General features: G+C 42.3%; 16 protein-coding genes and 1 other annotated feature. Of the genes, 5 read left to right on the forward strand and 11 right to left on the reverse strand.

What is annotated here, in order from left to right; translation table 11 throughout:
* Window positions 1-2 precede the first annotated feature (2 nt).
* Complete coding sequence (locus MHB79_RS10885; RefSeq protein WP_340989737.1) at window positions 3-953, reverse strand: MBL fold metallo-hydrolase; 951 nt, start codon at window positions 951-953, stop codon at window positions 3-5.
* 169 nt (window positions 954-1,122) lie between these two features.
* Window positions 1,123-1,334 (forward strand) — a binding site (T-box leader).
* Window positions 1,335-1,375: 41 nt separating this feature from the next.
* Between MHB79_RS10885 and proC the strand changes: the two genes are divergently transcribed.
* Together proC and MHB79_RS10895 are read left to right on the forward strand one after the other, a co-directional pair.
* The gene (proC, locus tag MHB79_RS10890) at window positions 1,376-2,203 is read left to right on the forward strand and encodes a pyrroline-5-carboxylate reductase (protein ID WP_050943805.1); all 828 of its coding nucleotides are present in this window, start codon (window positions 1,376-1,378) and stop codon (window positions 2,201-2,203) included.
* A 152-nt stretch (window positions 2,204-2,355) separates the two neighbouring features.
* Complete coding sequence (locus tag MHB79_RS10895; protein ID WP_137055006.1) at window positions 2,356-2,628, forward strand: antimicrobial peptide LCI; 273 nt, start codon at window positions 2,356-2,358, stop codon at window positions 2,626-2,628.
* Window positions 2,629-2,785: 157 nt separating this feature from the next.
* Here MHB79_RS10895 and MHB79_RS10900 read toward each other — a convergent pair whose 3' ends face one another.
* The gene (locus MHB79_RS10900) at window positions 2,786-4,399 is read right to left on the reverse strand and encodes a M20/M25/M40 family metallo-hydrolase (protein ID WP_340989739.1); all 1,614 of its coding nucleotides are present in this window, start codon (window positions 4,397-4,399) and stop codon (window positions 2,786-2,788) included.
* 140 nt (window positions 4,400-4,539) lie between these two features.
* Here MHB79_RS10900 and namA point away from each other — a divergent pair, with 140 nt between their 5' ends.
* Both namA and MHB79_RS10910 read left to right on the forward strand, forming a co-directional pair.
* Window positions 4,540-5,556 carry an NADPH dehydrogenase NamA gene (gene namA / locus MHB79_RS10905; protein WP_310024690.1) on the forward strand — a complete coding sequence of 339 codons (1,017 nt, stop codon included), beginning with the start codon at window positions 4,540-4,542 and terminating at the stop codon, window positions 5,554-5,556.
* A 119-nt stretch (window positions 5,557-5,675) separates the two neighbouring features.
* On the forward strand, window positions 5,676-6,440 hold the full coding sequence (locus MHB79_RS10910; protein ID WP_003216052.1) for an alpha/beta fold hydrolase: 765 nt from the start codon (window positions 5,676-5,678) through the stop codon (window positions 6,438-6,440).
* A 45-nt stretch (window positions 6,441-6,485) separates the two neighbouring features.
* On the opposite strand, the gene MHB79_RS10915 is transcribed toward MHB79_RS10910, so the two are convergent.
* A complete protein-coding gene (locus tag MHB79_RS10915; RefSeq protein WP_253622450.1) occupies window positions 6,486-7,793 on the reverse strand; it encodes an aminotransferase class I/II-fold pyridoxal phosphate-dependent enzyme in 1,308 nt (435 codons plus the stop codon).
* A 139-nt stretch (window positions 7,794-7,932) separates the two neighbouring features.
* Entirely contained in the window at window positions 7,933-8,862 is a 930-nt protein-coding gene (gene rnz, locus MHB79_RS10920) for a ribonuclease Z (protein ID WP_137055003.1), read from the reverse strand.
* Between the two features lie 221 nt (window positions 8,863-9,083).
* On the opposite strand from rnz, the gene zwf reads away from it, so the two are divergent.
* Window positions 9,084-10,559 carry a glucose-6-phosphate dehydrogenase gene (gene zwf, locus MHB79_RS10925; protein ID WP_003216112.1) on the forward strand — a complete coding sequence of 492 codons (1,476 nt, stop codon included), beginning with the start codon at window positions 9,084-9,086 and terminating at the stop codon, window positions 10,557-10,559.
* A 46-nt stretch (window positions 10,560-10,605) separates the two neighbouring features.
* Here the strand turns inward: zwf and MHB79_RS10930 are convergent, their stop codons facing one another.
* From MHB79_RS10930 to MHB79_RS10960, 7 genes are all read right to left on the reverse strand, one after another.
* Entirely contained in the window at window positions 10,606-11,328 is a 723-nt protein-coding gene (locus tag MHB79_RS10930) for a GntR family transcriptional regulator (protein ID WP_340989742.1), read from the reverse strand.
* 153 nt (window positions 11,329-11,481) lie between these two features.
* Complete coding sequence (locus MHB79_RS10935; RefSeq protein ID WP_277552007.1) at window positions 11,482-12,888, reverse strand: glycoside hydrolase family 1 protein; 1,407 nt, start codon at window positions 12,886-12,888, stop codon at window positions 11,482-11,484.
* Window positions 12,872-14,218: a PTS cellobiose transporter subunit IIC gene (gene celB / locus MHB79_RS10940; protein ID WP_050943798.1), complete on the reverse strand. Its 1,347-nt coding sequence runs from the start codon at window positions 14,216-14,218 to the stop codon at window positions 12,872-12,874. The genes MHB79_RS10935 and celB overlap by 17 nt, the downstream gene beginning before the upstream one ends.
* A gap of 25 nt (window positions 14,219-14,243) precedes the next feature.
* Window positions 14,244-14,576 (reverse strand): PTS lactose/cellobiose transporter subunit IIA, encoded by a 333-nt coding sequence (locus MHB79_RS10945; RefSeq protein WP_012010488.1) that lies wholly within the window; start codon window positions 14,574-14,576, stop codon window positions 14,244-14,246.
* A 3-nt stretch (window positions 14,577-14,579) separates the two neighbouring features.
* The gene (locus MHB79_RS10950; RefSeq protein WP_003215713.1) at window positions 14,580-14,891 is read right to left on the reverse strand and encodes a PTS sugar transporter subunit IIB; all 312 of its coding nucleotides are present in this window, start codon (window positions 14,889-14,891) and stop codon (window positions 14,580-14,582) included.
* A gap of 143 nt (window positions 14,892-15,034) precedes the next feature.
* Window positions 15,035-15,820 carry an SDR family oxidoreductase gene (locus MHB79_RS10955; protein ID WP_003215568.1) on the reverse strand — a complete coding sequence of 262 codons (786 nt, stop codon included), beginning with the start codon at window positions 15,818-15,820 and terminating at the stop codon, window positions 15,035-15,037.
* Between the two features lie 12 nt (window positions 15,821-15,832).
* Complete coding sequence (locus tag MHB79_RS10960) at window positions 15,833-16,681, reverse strand: GRP family sugar transporter (protein WP_170966017.1); 849 nt, start codon at window positions 16,679-16,681, stop codon at window positions 15,833-15,835.
* Window positions 16,682-16,705 lie beyond the last annotated feature (24 nt).

The following is a 16,705-nucleotide window of genomic DNA, read 5'->3' on the forward strand; positions in this document are numbered from 1 at the left end:
CCTTAGTTTGCCCTGTAATAGAGAATTCCATCTTTTTGCACTTCTTCAATTTGTCCAGCTTCTAAGAGGACATCCAGCTGCCCTACTGTCTCTGACATCGTTAAAAACAAGGCCTCTTCGTACAGCACTGGAAATAGCTTGCGGCAAAGATGAAAGGCAGTCATTTCTTTTCGTTTGAGTAGCTGATACATCGTATTTGCCCGTTTTTCTTGTTTCTTAAATCTTTCTTCGATTAATTCATGATGAGACGTGATGAGCAGCCCGTGTCCTGGATAAATCGTCTTGATCGGCAGATGCAGTAATCGATTGAGTGATGCTTTATATTGAAGCAGCGATTTTTGGCGCTCCTCCCCTTCATACGGCGCTTCCATTAACGGGTTTGAGGAAATGGTCGTCAAAAGTAGGTCTCCACCAATGAAATGGCCCGTTGTTTCATCTAGAAAGGAAAGATGAGATTGTGCATGTCCCGGTGTTTCCATCACAAAGAAGTGTTCATGCCCTTTCAATCGATCGCCTTCTTTGATGACGTCATCTACATGTGCAGTACAAGAATATGTATAAGATTGCTTCACGATTCTTTCACACTCACCTCGGCGAAGCGGCACACCTAACTGCTGAAAAAATCGTTCCATAAAAGCAATTTGACGCTCTTTAAACACAGGGTCCTGGCTAATATACGGCTCATTTAACTCATGTCCGATCACACGGACATGAGGTTTCATCAAATTTAAAAGACCGACATGATCTGCATGATGATGGGTCAACACCACTTGATCAATATTGTCAATTGATAAACGATGCTCATGTAATTGCGTGACAAAGGCGTGCTCCGCCTCTTCTGTCATCGGCCCGCAGTCCACTAAGGTCACAGCTTCTCCTTTTAAAATATATGCATGTACATCCCCAACAGCAAATGGTGTCGGGATGGATAATTGAATGATGTCTTCTTTCACTTTTTTATGTCATCTCCTGCTTTTTGACTCATGATTCATTGTCACTTCGTCTTTTTTATTCATTGTATCCTGCAAAGGGCAGACTGTCATGCGGTTTAGGCGGTCAATTTTTTTATCTGTCCCTATTGACACAAACTTGTCCATCGTTGCATAATGAACAACAAATATAAAATGCGTGATGACAAGGATTAGTAAGCAAAATAATGATGCAAGAGAGTGAGGTCCGCCGGCTGTAAGACCTCACCATCCTCTTATTTGCTGAACCTGCCCTTTGAGCTGTTAGGCAAACCTAAACGTTTCCCGCGTTAAGGGACTAGAGCTGAGTATGCATATTTGCATGCTAATTGAGGGTGGTACCGCGAAAAACCTTTCGTCCTTTTCAGGCGAGAGGTTTTTTTATTTTCTACAAGGAGGAGCGGCTTATGAGTAAAATTGGATTTATTGGTGCAGGCTCAATGGCAGAGTCGATGATGAAAGGTTTATTAAAAAGCGGCATCATGTCAAACGAAGATATTATTGTCACAAACAAAACGAATGAAAAACGTCTAGAAGAATTAAAGGTGCGTTATGGGGTCAAAACGGATTTCTCTCGTTCTTTTATTTATGAAGAAGCGGATATTCTCGTATTTGCTTTAAAACCGAAAGATGCTGAAAGCGGGATATCTGAAGTTCGGCCTCATTTACAAGGGCAGCTGATCATTTCGATTTTAGCGGGCATCTCTATTGAAACGATTCAACACTATGCTGGCGAGAAGACTGCGGTGGTTCGCGCGATGCCAAATACATCAGCCGCCATTCAGCAATCAGCAACAGGCATTGCCGTCAGTCAAGAAGTGACAGAGGATCAAAAGAATAAAGCAATCGAGCTGTTTGAAACGATCGGTCATGTGACGGTATTAGATGAATCACAGCTAAATGCTGTTACAGCTATTGCAGGAAGCGGTCCAGCCTTCATTTATCATTTGATTGAAGGAATGGAGCGAGGCGCTTCGGAACTTGGGATGGACCAAGCAACAGCGAAGCTGCTCATCTGCCAAATGATTGCAGGCGCCGCAAACATGCTTGAAAGCAGCGGTAAAGAACCTGCTGAACTGCGCAAAGAAATCACAAGTGAAGGCGGAACGACAGAAGCCGGCCTGAACACACTTGCTGCCTATCAATTTGAAGAAGCCGTTGTCGATTGTGTCAAAACCGCAACAAAACGCGCAGCAGAATTAAACGAAATGTTTTCAGCAAGCACGTATAAATGATAGAGAAAAGTACCTGTTTTGATGACAGGTGCTTTTTATTTTTATCTAATGAGTGATTTTTCACAAATAATTAACAAATATTAACAAGGAATATATTACCTTATGTAGAATTACTTATATGTACCACAAAATGAGGAAGAGGAGTGTTTTAAATGAAATTAGTTAAGGTTCTTACTGGATCCGCATTGTCACTCGCTTTACTTTTTTCCGCAGCACCTGCATTTGCTACAAGTGCACATTCTAACGCAGAGGATGTCCACGTTACAAGTGATTTTAAAGCTCAACTTTACACATGGGATATTACCAACAATACTGGTATTTTTGCCAATTCGTTCGAACAAGATGGGATTAAATGGTATCTAAAAGGCATCACTAAAAATTCTGATGGAACTTGGACAGCTCATTATGAGGGTAGACGAGTATAATCCTAATTGGGAGCCTATGGCTCCCTTTATCTATTTTAAAGTAATGAAACATTCTCTCCACTTCTTCTTTCCTCATTAACCTTCATTTACTCTACATCCTCGACTCAAAAGCACATAAGCTTTCAAAGGCTCTAGAGATCTCATACATAAACAAGACTTACTTTTTCTCTAACAAAGCATGAATCGCTGATTCTAGTAATTCTGGCAAAATGCCGAATGAGAACGGGATGTGCAGCCGCTCTGTCCATTTGTGCGGGTCCTTTCCTAATGGACCCACGTTAATAACTGGAACGTAAAGTGCTCCCTTTTCTCCTTCTGGTAAAGAATAGCCTTTTTGGTAAAGCGGCATATTGGTCGTGTAATGACCTACTTCCTGTTTTTCGAGCTGTAAGTAACTTAAATCAGATAATCCCGGGAAATATTTCACTTCTTCTATTTCAAGTCCATAACTCTTCTTTGCCTCTATTTGAATCCTCTTTAAGGTTGCTTGGATATGCGGATCTTCCGTTGAGGAAACCGCTGGATAAAATGGTGGACTATAAAATAGAACAATGAGCGGCCCATCTTCCTTACAAAGCGTCGTCAGCTCAGAGACGATTTTGGTTGAAAAATCACGATCTCCAAGCTCACCTCGATTGGCGAACGCATAGTTTACAATGCGTTCAACCTCCTGTTTACCTGAGCGTTCAGCAGCTTTTTGATACAGCTCATGATACGTGAGAACGGTAATCCTCGTATCAATCGGTGTAAAAGGTTTAAAGCGCTGAAATTCTGCTGTTTTTTGTTTAATATCAGCTTCGATTTGGTCTGCTGCTTGTTTCGCCGTGTCATAAAGAAGTCCGTGCAGTACTTCACTTGAACGATTCATCATCAGCACATTAAATAAAGAAACAGCTGTGTGAGGTGTTTGAACGGAATAGGCTTCTTTTAGATCTTTTTGCATTAAGTTGGTTGGGGGCGGCGTGACTTCACCATCTACTTCCTCACAATAATCACTATTCAGCTCTAACAGCCGATTTAATGCAGATACCATAAAATTCGCATTTAAGCCTGAGAACGGCTCTCCTACATGTGTTTCAATTCCTTTGCAGAAAAATCCGGCCAGCACCTTCCCTATACTGCCTGTATACATATAATAATGTTCATCACCTGGATACTTTTCAAACATAGGCTCACTGTTTAAGCACGCGGTATAGTCAAGGTCATGCTTTTCCTTAAGCTCCTTTAGTTTTGGAACAGCTTCAAGCATTCCTTGAGAATTCACTTCTTCATCCGGGACTGTGACGAGTAGGACATTTCCATCAAATGTCTCTGCCATCGCTCTTTCCAGCATGGACAGCTGTACCGTAAGACCTGCCTTCATATCCATGGCACCTCTTCCAAATAACCAGTCACCTGAAGCTAGATCTTCTCTTGCTCTTTTTGGGAGAAGCGCACTTTTTTGAGAAAATGATGCCATTAACTCTTCAGGCTTGCATGCCATGTTTTGAAATTCACCGTAATCTTCTGTATCGACGACATCGAAATGACTAAGCAGCAAAACGGTACGAGAAAGCGAACTGCGCTTTACAAGCGCCGTTAAATAATACCGGCCATCTTTCATCGGATGCAAAGCCAAATGATCAGGATTCTGCTTGTAATAAGGCCGCTCCCTCAGTAAATAATATAAATATTCAGCTAACGCCACTTCTCCAGTTGTACCCGATATGCTTTCATACTGCATAAGAGCTGTGAGCAGTTCCTTTCGTTCACTCTCTGTTTGCCATTTCATTCGTTCTCCCCCTTTGCTTTCTCTATTTCTCCATTATACAAAAACGTGTATAAAAGCTATATTCTTTGAGCACCTTTTATGACGAAAGTTTGAATGGCTGTTATAATCGGCTATACAATTCTATGAGGAGGCGAAGGTATTTGGAAACAAAACTCTTTTCACCTTGGACATTAAAAGGTGTTACGCTGAAAAACCGCATCGTAATGTCCCCGATGTGTATGTATTCATCCTATGATCGTGATGGGAAATTACAGCCTTTCCACTTTACACATTATATTTCCCGTGCCCAAGGTCAAGCTGGCCTGATCATGGTGGAGGCAAGTGCCGTTTCCCCCGAGGGAAGAATTAGTGATCAAGACCTCGGCATTTGGAGTGATGAGCACATTGAAGGCTTCGCTTCATTAAACGAACAAATCAAAGCATACGGAACCAAGACAGCCATCCAGCTGGCTCATGCAGGACGTAAAGCTGAACTAGATGGTGACATCCTGGCACCATCTAGCCTTCCATTTGATGAACAGTCTAAAATCCCTACCCAGATGTCCGTCGATCAAATCAAAGATACCGTTCAGGCGTTTCAGGATGCAGCTGTCCGGGCAAAAAAAGCCGGCTTTGACATCATTGAAATTCATGGGGCGCATGGCTATTTGATTAATGAATTTCTTTCACCGCTGGCAAATCACCGAACAGATGATTATGGCGGTTCACCAGAGAACCGTTATCGTTTCTTAAGAGAAGTCGTCGATGCAGTCAATGAAGTATGGAACGGACCATTATTTGTCCGTGTGTCTGCCTCTGACTACACGACAAAAGGACTTGATATTGCCGATTACATTGGCATTGCTACATGGCTGAAGGAACAAGGTGTCGACTTAATCGATGTCAGCTCAGGCGCTGTCGTACAGGCAAAAATCAGCACATTCCCTGGCTACCAAGTCACCTTCGCAGAAAAAATCAAAGCAGGTGCCGGTATCCAAACAGGTGCTGTCGGTCTGATCACATCTGGTGTACAGGCAGAGGAGATTTTACGAAATCAGCGTGCAGACTTAATTTTTATAGGCAGAGAATTTTTACGGGATCCATACTTTCCAAAAACAGCTGCCCAAGAGCTTCGTACATCCATCGAAGGCCCGCGTCAATATGACCGCGCTTGGTAAAAATGCATAGGAAAAAGGTGTCTATTTTTTGAAATAGGCATCTTTTTTGTTTTTAAGAGAAACATATCTGCCTTTTGTGCCGTCTTTTAGCTAAAGAACCACTTAGAGGAGATGGAAGAATGAACTCGGCAATGATTGAAAGAATGTATCATATAGATGGACATCATTTTTATACAAAACATCGTCAGGGCAAAAGGCAAGCCACCATTATCTTTGAAGCAGGCTACGGCATTTCGGGTGATACGTGGTCGAATATGGCCCGTGATATTGATCCTGAGCTTGGGGTTTTCTTATATGATCGATTAGGAAATGGAAAAAGCAGTGACAGTAGTGAAGGAAGAACATTGCATGATCTTGCAGATGATTTAGATGCACTGCTAGAAGAAGCCAATATTCAGCCGCCCTTTCTCATTGTGGCTCACTCATTTGGCTCTCTTGTCAGCCGGTTATGGGCAAGCCGCAGAGGAGATGAGGTCATTGGCATGGTGCTGTTAGACCCGGCAAGTGAGGAGCAAGAACAGGTCATCCTCCCTCTTTTATCAAAAGAAGAACGCACCTCATATATGGCGCAATTTACAGCAGAATGTACGCATGAGGACTTTCAGCAAATGCTCAGCACAATAAAAGAGGAACAAACCCATTATGGGATGATGCCGCTTCTTGTCATTTCATCAGGTAAGAGCCGATTGTTTCATCCAGCGCACGAGGCTTGGCTCAGACTTCATAAACGGATGCTGTCGTTGTCATCCCAAAGCGGATGGATTCAAGCGCAGAACAGCTCGCACTATATTCATCATGATGAACCGCATATTGTGCAGCTTGCAATCTATGATGTATGGTGCGCAGCGAAGCAACCTGTTTCCTATTATCAAACAGCCAATTAAAAACAAAAACTCCTTGACTAGTTTTGCGTCAAGGAGTTTTTTTCTTTATGCCGTTGGAGCTGACTGACTTTTTTTAGACAGCAGCTTTTCAATGCTGACAAGCTGAACACATAATGTAAAGATGTCAATCGCTTGCTCTAGTTCTTCAAGTGATGGGAACGTTGGCGCAATGCGAATGTTACGATCAAGTGGGTCTTTTCCATAAGGATAAGTCGCGCCTGCACCTGTCATGGTCACACCAGCTTCTTTTGCCTTTTGCACAACAGCTTTTGCACAATGATCGAGCGTATTTAAACTAATAAAATATCCGCCATTTGGCTTGTGCCATTCTGCAATGTCCTTCCCGCCAAGTGTTTCATCAAGAATAGAAAGAACGAGGTCAAACTTTGGCTTAATGATCGCAGCATGTTTTCTCATATGTTCCTTCAAGCCTTCTGGATTCTTGAAGAAACGAAGGTGTCTTAATTGATTGATTTTGTCTGGTCCAATCGTTTGAATCGATAATTGTTTTTGAGTAAAGCTCACATTATCCGGGCTAGATGCCATGAGTGCAATACCTGAGCCTGGGAATGTAATTTTAGAAGTAGACGCAAACATAAACACACGATTTGGATGCCCTGCTTCCTCTACTGCTTGAAAAATATCTTTTAACGTATCAGGCGTATCAGTTAGGTGATGGACTGCGTATGCATCATCCCAAAAAATGCGGAAGTCGTCTGCTTTTGTTTTCATCGAAGCAAGGCGGTCAACCACCTCATCTGAATACGTAATGCCATCTGGGTTGCTATATTTTGGTACACACCAAATGCCTTTAATCGCTTCATCCTCTGCGACCAATTTTTCGACCTGATCCATATCAGGTCCATCAGCTTTCATATCTACCGTGAGCATCTCTATGTTAAATAGCTCACAAATGGAAAAGTGACGATCATATCCTGGGCTTGGTGCAAGGAATTTTACCTTTGGCAGCTTTCCCCAAGGTGTTTTGCTGTCATATACGCCGTGGGTCATGGCACGGGCAATGGTATCATGCATCATATTAAGGCTGGAATTACCGCCGATGATGATTTGTTCTGGCTTCAGATTGAGTACATCTGCAAAAAATGTCTTCGTTTCAGGAAGTCCTGTCAAACCGCCATAGTTACGCACATCTGTGCCATCTTCAGCCGTCATCGCATCCTTTGATGTCACAACATCGAGCATGCCCATAGACAAATCGAGCTGTTTTGGTGAAGGTTTTCCTCTAGACATGTCTAAGTGTAAGTTTTTACTTTTATACGTTTCGTATTCATTTTGTAGTGCTGCATATAGGTCATTTAATTCTGCTTCACTTAACGCTGTAAAACCGCTCATCTTTGATTGTGCCTCCCGTATTCTTCATAGTTTCATTCGTCATTTGTTTTTTCTTCACCATTTTACCACTACCTGAAAAAGAGAGTCATTATAAATATCAAAAAAATCACACAACTTTTTTTGACGATTCATCCAATTTTTACAGGGTGCGGTCAATGGAATAAGAAGAGAAATCCTGCGCAGCTTCTGTCAGCGGGAATATATCGCGGGCCTCTTTCAATAGTTGTTTTAGTGCCTCTTCTCCTTGGTAACGTGCACTAATATGGGTCAAAATTAATCTTTTTGCGCTTGCTTCCTGCGCTGTTTTCGCTGCTTGTTCTGTTGTGCTGTGATAATAATTGTAGGCTAGATCAGCATCTTCTTTACCGAATGTTGCTTCATGGACTAACACATCCGCATCCTTGGCAAGCCTTGTTATATTCTCGCATAAACGGGTATCTCCTGAAAATGCAACGATTCTCCCTTTTTTAGGGGGTTCCAAATAATCGGTTCCATCAATGATTCTTCCATCTTCGAGTGTCACGGTTTCCCCATTTTTTAACTTCTGATACAAAGGTCCAGGTTTTACACCGATTTCTTTTAGGTCTTCGGCTTTTAATGCACCTGGTACATCTTTTTCCACTACCCGATAGCCGTAAGCTGGAATACCGTGAGATACTCGTCTTGCTTCTACTTGAAAGGTATCATCTTCAAATACGATCCCTTCATCTATCTCTATAATATGCAGCGGATATGTCAAATGCGTTTGTGTAGCTGAAAGTGTTGCGCTCACAAACGCTTTGATGCCCTTAGGTCCATAGATCGTTAGTTCATCCTCTCCGCCTTGGAAGGATCTGCTGCCGAGCAGTCCTGGGAGACCGTATACATGATCACCATGCATATGAGTGATAAATATTTTCTCAATTTTTCTCGGTTTAATCGTTGTATGTAATATTTGATGCTGCGTCGCTTCTCCGCAATCAAAAAGCCACACTGCTTTTCTTTCTTCTAAAAGCTTTAGCGCAGTGCAAGTGACGTTTCTAGTTTTCGCAGGAATGCCTGCACCAGTTCCTAAAAAGAGCAGTTCCATTACTTTTCCTCCTAAAGCCGGTATACAATATCTTTATTCATATAGAATACATGAAGACAAGGTAAATGTGAATTCAGCGGAATTTTCGAAAAAAGTCAAACGAGAGCAGAAAAAGTCGAATCAAATGTTTGCTTTACGAACAATGAACCTTTAAAATAAAGAAAATGTACATACATTCTCGGTTTTTACAACAATGCTACGAATAAAGTGAGGTACTTTTCGTGAATACAGAAACTAACAATCCAAAAGCAGTCATTGTCATTTTTGGCGCAACAGGAGATCTTGCCAAACGCAAGCTCTACCCTTCTATACATAGACTTTATCATAGCGGAAAACTTGGCGATCAATTCGCCGTGGTCGGTGTTGGACGCCGTCCGTGGTCTCATGAGGATCTAAGAGCTGTGGTGAAAGAATCTGTTTCTTCTGATGATGCAGAAGCGAAAATAGAGGAATTCAGTTCACATTTTTATTATCACGACTTTGACGTATCAAGCCCTGCTTCCTATCAATCGCTTAACACACTTCTAGCAGGCCTTGAAGATACGTACAGTATCCCAAACAACCGGATGTTCTATTTAGCGATGGCACCGGAATTCTTCGGAACGATTGCAAAGTTCCTAAAAAGTGAAGGTGTATCAAAAACAACTGGCTGGTCAAGACTTGTCATCGAAAAACCATTTGGCCATGACTTGCCAAGTGCGAAAAAGTTAAATGAAGAAATTCGAGATGCATTCTCTGAAGATCAAATTTATCGTATTGACCACTATCTCGGTAAACAAATGGTTCAAAACATTGAGGTTATCCGTTTTGCAAATGCCATCTTTGAACCACTTTGGACAAACCGATATATCTCAAACATTCAAATTACATCTAGTGAATCATTAGGGGTTGAAGACCGGGCCCGCTATTACGAAAGTTCAGGTGCACTAAGAGACATGGTCCAAAACCATATGCTTCAAATGGTTGCACTTTTAGCAATGGAGCCGCCAATTAAGCTGAATACCGAGGAAATCCGCAGTGAAAAACGGAAAGCATTACGCGCTCTTCGTCCTTTCTCTAAAGATGAGGTCGATCAATTCTTTGTCCGCGGACAGTATGATGCTGGTACGGTTGATGGCGGCATGGTTCCTTCATATCTTGAAGAGCAAAATGTTGACCCGAACTCAAACACGGAAACATTCGTTGCAGGGAAGCTGCTCATTGATAACTTTAGATGGGCCGGCGTGCCATTTTACATTCGTACTGGAAAACGTTTAGAAAAGAAATCTACTCAAATTGTTGTTCAATTTAAAGACATTCCAATGAACCTGTACTATGGTAACGGAAATTCCATGCATCCAAACTTACTCGTCATTCACATTCAACCAGATGAAGGCATTACCCTTCACCTGAACGCTCGCAAGCTTGATGGCGGTACATTTGCAAAGCCGATTAAGCTCGACTACCAAACAAACTATAACGACATCATGAACACACCAGAAGCCTATGAAAAGCTGATTCATGACTGCTTGCTAGGCGATGCTACGAACTTTGCTCACTGGGATGAAGTGGCGCTTTCTTGGAACTTTGTGGATCCGATTTCTGAGAAATGGGCAGAAAACAAAACATTAAAACCAAATTATCCTGCTGGTTCTATGGGACCGAAAGAAGCCGATCAGCTTCTAGAAAAAGATGGGTATCATTGGTGGAATATATAAAATAATATAAAAAAGAGCAGTCTCCCTTGGGGGTTCTGCTCTTTTTTTAACGTCCTGTTTTCGTAATTTCAACCGTTGAAAAGTCGAACTTATCATAGCGATGATGACTAAAGGAGTACTCAAACGGCCGGCCTGTGTTTAAATAAGCAACCTGCTCGACCTCTAGCACAGGATCCGTTGGGTCACAGCCTAAATATTGCTGGTCAAGCTCATCTGATTTAGCCGCTCTAATTTTCTTATGCGCTCCTGCCACTTTTAAATTCAAATCATTTGATATGTAGCCATAGATTGATCCCAATAGAACCTCTTCATCTATTCCCTTAATAAGATTGACGGGCATAAACGTTTTTTCTAATACGTATGGCTCCTCGTCCACAAGACGGAGACGGATGATGTCATAAACGGGTGTGGTGGAGTCTATGGATAGGTGGGCTGCCACCTCTTTGCTTGGAAAATGGACATCAAAGTGAATGATTTGAGTCGTGACGTTTTTATCCGCCATGACTTTTGTGAACCCTTTATTTTCATGTCCTGATACATTAATAGCCCCTTGATTGAGCGCTGCCTTCACAATAAATGTACCGTGACCTCTTTTTCTAAAGAGCAGACCTTCTGCTACGAGAAGATCGAGCGCACGCTTCATCGTCATTCGGCTGCATTGAAATTCAGCGGCAAGCGAGTTTTCATCTGGAATGGGTTGATCTTCTGGATAATATGCTGTTCCTATTCGTTTTCTGATTTCTTCTGAAATGAGTTCGTACTTTTTCATCTCACACCACCAACTGACTTGTTTTTTCATAGCTTCCTCTCATTCTACACTAAGCCTAGTGAGCTTAAAAGGTACCAGCCCTTTTTGTTTCATCCACTTACCGTCACATAAGAAAAATACTTGCCCTTTTCAAGGAAAGAGCAAGTATCTTGATTAAAAACCGTTATTTTCTGATACCGATTGAAACCAGTATCCGCTTTTCTTAATTGTACGTTTTCCGTCTTCTTGAAGATCAACTGAGACAAATCCATAGCGATTCTTATAGGCATTCGACCATGACCAGTTATCCATAAACGTCCACAGATGATAGCCTTTTACATTACTTCCTTCTTGAATGGCTTGATGCACCCATTTAAGATGCTCAGAGATAAAGTCAATGCGGTAATCGTCATGAATCATTCCTTCTTCATCCTTAAACCGCTCTTCTCCTTCGACACCCATTCCATTTTCAGAAATAAAGCATTCAATATTATCATAGTCTGTTTGGACTTTTTTCAATATATCATAAATACCTTTTTCATAGATTTCCCAGCCGCGATACACATTCATTTTTCTTCCCGGCATGTCAAACGCATCAAAATAATGATTTGGCATAAATGGGGCATTTGGATGCGGCATATGCTCTTTCGCCTTCACTCTTCTTGGCTGATAATAGTTGATTCCAAGGAGGTCGACGGTATTCTCTCGAATGAGCTCAAGGTCTCCTTCTTCCATACTCGGCATAAAGCCTTCTTTCTTTAAGACCTCTACTAGTTTCTCTGGGAAATGTCCCTTCACCGCAGGATCTAGGAAGGACCGGTTAAAGAAAGCATCCGCCATCTCAGCTGCTTCTACATCGCGCGGATTCTGGCTTCTCGGATAAGATGGGGTAAGATTGAGGATGATGCCAATCTTACCGCCTTGCTGCAGGCTTTTATAAGCCGCAATCGCCTTTGCATTTGATAGAAGTTCATGATAACCGACCTGCACAGCCTTTTGGAAATCGACTTCGTTTGGATAATGGAAGCTATACATATACCCGCCCTCTACAGGCACGATCGGTTCATTATGGGTAAACCATTTTTTCACCCGGTCGCCAAATAATTGAAAGCACAATTCTGCATAGCTCACATAATCATCTACTACCTGTCTGTTGACCCAGCCGCCTTTTTCCTGCAGCGCCATTGGCATATCGAAATGGTACAGGTTCACAAACGGCTCAATATCATGTGCAATCAGTTCATTGATTACATCATTGTAAAAAGATACTGCTTCTTCATTGACCGCACCTGTCCCTTCAGGCAAAAGACGTGACCATGAAATGGACAACCGGAATGAATTGTGCCCAATTTCTTTCATCAGACGAATATCCTCTTTATATTTTCGGTAAAATTGAGATGTCACGTTCGGTCCTACGCCATCAAAAAAACGAGTCGGCTCTTGCTCAAACCAATGATCCCAAATATTCGGTCCTTTTCCATCACCAGGGACGCTGCCTTCTGTTTGCGTGGCAGAGGCAGAAGATCCCCACCAGAAACCTTCTGGGAATGTATATGATTGCTTGTTATTTTCCATCGACATGTATTGAGTCTCCTTCACCTTTGATGTTGGTTGTCTTCGTTTTTTCCGTTGTGGTTATTTTTTCATTTTTCACATTCATACGGTCAATAAACTTCAGGAACGGGAACCAAATGACAAACACGATCATCAGATTAAACAGCTGAAGCAGACCACCCGCCAGTGAATTGGTTGCCATTATTCCGCTTATAAAGATCGGCACGGTCCAGGGAATATTCACGCCAGTCGGCGGTGGTACAATGCCTGATGCCATCGCAAAATAAGAAATACATGTAATAACCATTGGTGCCAAAATCCAGGGAATGAGAATAAGCGGGTTCATGACAATCGGTAAACCGAAGATAATCGGTTCATTGACGTTAAATAATCCTGGTCCTAGGCCGAGCTTTGCTACCTGTTTTAATTGCTTACTTTTCAGGAAAATTAAAATCGTAAACACAACAGCTAGCGTCATACCGGTTCCGCCCATGCCAACCGTATAAATTTCGATAAACTGCTTGCTGATGATATTTGGAACCTCACCAGTTTTTGTATAGCTCTCTAGGTTTTGAATGGACAACGTATTCCAAATGGGGTCCATGACAGAGTTGATAATAATTTGGCCGTGAAGCCCAAAGAACCAAAGAATTTGTATAAAGAAAACAGCGATCAAGGTCGGAATGATACCGCTTCCAAGTCCGACAAGCGGTGCCTGGATCGCATGATAAATCAGGTCATGCATGTTTGTTTTGAAGCCTTGTGTAATGATGATATTGATCAGTAAAAAGGTTGTGAGTGTCAAAGTAGCCGGGATCAGTGCAGCAAAAGACTTAGCAACAGCTGGCGGAACCCCCTGCGGCATATTGATGACAAATTTCTTTTGGACAAAATAACGATAAATTTCAGCAGACAAAAAGCCTGTGATCATGCCAAGGAACATCCCCTTTGCTCCTAAACGATCGACTGGAATCACGCCTGCAATAGATGCACCGCCTTCTTGTTCTAGTAAAAATGGTGTCAGAAGTAGGAAAGAGGCTAATGCAATCACTCCGCCAAATACTGCTTCCACATCATAGCTTTTCGATAAATAGTAGCCAATCCCAAATACAACAAACACACTCATAATGCTGATGGTCGCACTTGGCGCGATATTCAGTGCAGACTGGACGCCTTCCAGTGCGGTTTGACTCATGATTTTATCTAAAAATGGCAAATTCATTAGCACAACCATAATGGAACCAAAAATAGTAAGCGGGAACGCAAGCATAAAGGCATCCCGTAATACACCTAAATAGCGGTTGTTGTTCAGTCTCCCAGCAATTGGAACCAAAATAGCACTTATTTTATCAAACATTGGTTTCCCCCCTTGTTTACACCCTTTATTGTTTAAGTGATTGGAAAATCGGCAGGAGCTCTCCCACAAGCTCCTTGATCGTCATAGTCGACATTAAGTGGTCTTCGGCATGCATGAGCAATAAGGAGAAAGGTGTTTTCTCCCCGCCTGCCTCTTGCTGCACGAGTTGAAAATGGATGCCATGTGCATGACGTAAATCTTCTTCTGCTTCTTTCATAAGACCAAATGCCTCATCTTCTTGACCTTCTCGAAATTGTTTAAGAGATTGAAGCAATTTGCTGCGTGCATTACCGCTGTGTAAGATCAATTGAAAACTGACTTGTTCCTCCGTGAGCCCTTCAAGTGTTTTCTTTTCCATTCTTTACGATTCCTCCATCAATGTAACGGCTTGTTCATACGCTTTTTGTCCATCGGCAAGCCCGTACGCCTGCATATCGATGACCTCTACTGCAATCCCGTATTTTGTTGCTTCTTTTTGAAGATCCCCTTTTAAAAAGCTCATTTGCGGTCCAATTAACACAACATCCGCATTCGCCATTTCTTTTCTCGCTTGATCTTGCCCAACTGCCCAAATTTCTGCCTCGTCCCCTATTGAGTCGGCATGAGCCTTCATCTTTGTAACTAGTAAACTCGTAGACATTCCTGAACTGCATGCTAATAAAATACGTTTCATTTCTCTCACCCCATTGTTGTAATAAAAGCGCTTCCAGTTAATATTATATATTTTTATTTTTAAATGTCTAGACATTTAGAATCATTTGTCTGTATTTTATATAAAAAAGAGCGTATGTGTGTGTACGCTCTTTTTGTTTCTTCTTATCCTTTTCCTGCTTGGAAGCCAGGATATTTTGTCATGCCGCCGTCCACATAGAGTGTCAAGCCTGTGACGTAGCTTGCCTCTTTTGACGCCAGCCAGACAGCACATGCTGCCACTTCTTCAGGCTTTCCAATATAACCAATGGGGATCAGCTCGATCACACCTTTTTTCAATGCGGGATCATCGAATTTTTCCGCATTGATCGGGGTATCGATGGCGCCTGGTGCAATACTGTTTACACGAATTTTTTTAGGGGCATATTCTAGTGCCAGTGTTTCTGTCAGCAGCTTGGCGCCTCCTTTACTTGCTGCATAATGCACGAAATGAGGCCAAGGGATTTGCTGGTGAACAGACGACATATTGATGATTGATCCTTCTATTCCGTGATCTGTCATATACTTCAGTGCATCGCGGCAGCCGAGAAACATACCTGTTAAATTGGTCGACATGACTTTGTTCCAATTATCTAGCGTCATTTCGGTAGAAGGCACTTCATTTTCAATGCCTGCGTTATTGATCATGACATCAAGACTGCCAAATGTATCAACGGCTTTATCAATCATCGCCTGCATATCCTCTTCCTTTGAGACATCTCCCTTGATTTTCACAGCCTGTCCGCCATTTTTTTGAATATCCGCAATGGTCTCATCTGGACTTTCTTGATCTGAGAAATAATTGATCACCACATTGGCTTTTTCTTGTCCAAACCGGCGCGCCATCGCTTGACCTATTCCTGTACCAGCTCCTGTAATCAGGACTGTTTTCCCTTCTAAATCTGGATACATTCGTTTACCCTCCTATTTTGTAAAACCTAGCAGCACTCCGCCTGCAATGATCATCAAGCAGCCTGCAATGACAAAGCTTGTTCTGGATGCTTTCTCTTTTAATAAGTAAATGCCGCCTAATGTCGAGATAACGATCCCTGTCTGCGACATCGAAAAACTTACGGCGACACCAATGAGCGGAATAGCTAAAAGAAGTCCGAGATTTCCTGTCGACCAAACAAGGCCGGCAATGATATTTCTAAACGTATATTTACTAAACGGGTGCTGCTTGAGACTAATCGCCAAGGATGAAAGCAGCATGCCGACCGATTGCGGAACGAGGGCAGACCAGCCATCAATATGAAACCATCTCAAAATAACAACATATCCGACATAGCCAACGGTTGAGATGAGCAGAATCATGATCCCTTTTTTGAAATTGCCTCCACCGTTCCCGCCGCCATTCTTTTTTTGACCGAGCGATGTCAGCACAACACCTGCAATAATCAGTAAAATGGCACAAGAACCAATGAGTATGACCGTCATCGTTTGCCATTCTTTGAAGACTATGACGCCAAATAAAGTAGTGCTCACAAGCTGCATGCCCGTTGATAAAGGAACCGCCTTCGAGACTCCGAGAAACGCAACACTTGAAAGCTGATTCATTTGTCCAATGCTCCAAAAGATGCCTGAAATGACAGAAACCGCAAAAATAAGCGGTGTCAGCTCTGGCATTTTGATAAAGAAGGCTGCAATTGAAAAGAGAAATGCGCCAAGCGTTATACCGAGGGTTTGCTGGTATGCATTCCCGCCAAGTTTGACACTGATGAGAACAATACTTCCCCAAAATATCGCTGGGAGAAGTGCATATAAAATGCCCACTTCGACCCCTACTTTCTTTTCTTT

Origin of the sequence: Bacillus sp. FSL M7-0558 (assembly GCF_038003245.1) — a bacterium.
GTDB lineage: Bacteria > Bacillota > Bacilli > Bacillales > Bacillaceae > Bacillus > Bacillus pumilus.

What these genes read in the sequence shown, in the direction of transcription:
- MHB79_RS10950 (WP_003215713.1), bottom strand. Translation starts at nt 14,891, where the DNA reads ATGAAACGTATTTTATTAGCATGCAGTTCAGGAATGTCTACGAGTTTA.
- rnz (WP_137055003.1), bottom strand. Translation starts at nt 8,862, where the DNA reads ATGGAACTGCTCTTTTTAGGAACTGGTGCAGGCATTCCTGCGAAAACT.
- MHB79_RS10945 (WP_012010488.1), bottom strand. Translation starts at nt 14,576, where the DNA reads ATGGAAAAGAAAACACTTGAAGGGCTCACGGAGGAACAAGTCAGTTTT.
- celB (WP_050943798.1), bottom strand. Translation starts at nt 14,218, where the DNA reads ATGTTTGATAAAATAAGTGCTATTTTGGTTCCAATTGCTGGGAGACTG.
- MHB79_RS10915 (WP_253622450.1), bottom strand. Translation starts at nt 7,793, where the DNA reads ATGAGCGGTTTTACAGCGTTAAGTGAAGCAGAATTAAATGACCTATAT.
- MHB79_RS10955 (WP_003215568.1), bottom strand. Translation starts at nt 15,820, where the DNA reads ATGTATCCAGATTTAGAAGGGAAAACAGTCCTGATTACAGGAGCTGGT.
- MHB79_RS10910 (WP_003216052.1), top strand. Translation starts at nt 5,676, where the DNA reads ATGAACTCGGCAATGATTGAAAGAATGTATCATATAGATGGACATCAT.
- MHB79_RS10930 (WP_340989742.1), bottom strand. Translation starts at nt 11,328, where the DNA reads ATGAAAAAGTACGAACTCATTTCAGAAGAAATCAGAAAACGAATAGGA.
- MHB79_RS10900 (WP_340989739.1), bottom strand. Translation starts at nt 4,399, where the DNA reads ATGAAATGGCAAACAGAGAGTGAACGAAAGGAACTGCTCACAGCTCTT.
- MHB79_RS10935 (WP_277552007.1), bottom strand. Translation starts at nt 12,888, where the DNA reads ATGTCGATGGAAAATAACAAGCAATCATATACATTCCCAGAAGGTTTC.
- proC (WP_050943805.1), top strand. Translation starts at nt 1,376, where the DNA reads ATGAGTAAAATTGGATTTATTGGTGCAGGCTCAATGGCAGAGTCGATG.
- MHB79_RS10895 (WP_137055006.1), top strand. Translation starts at nt 2,356, where the DNA reads ATGAAATTAGTTAAGGTTCTTACTGGATCCGCATTGTCACTCGCTTTA.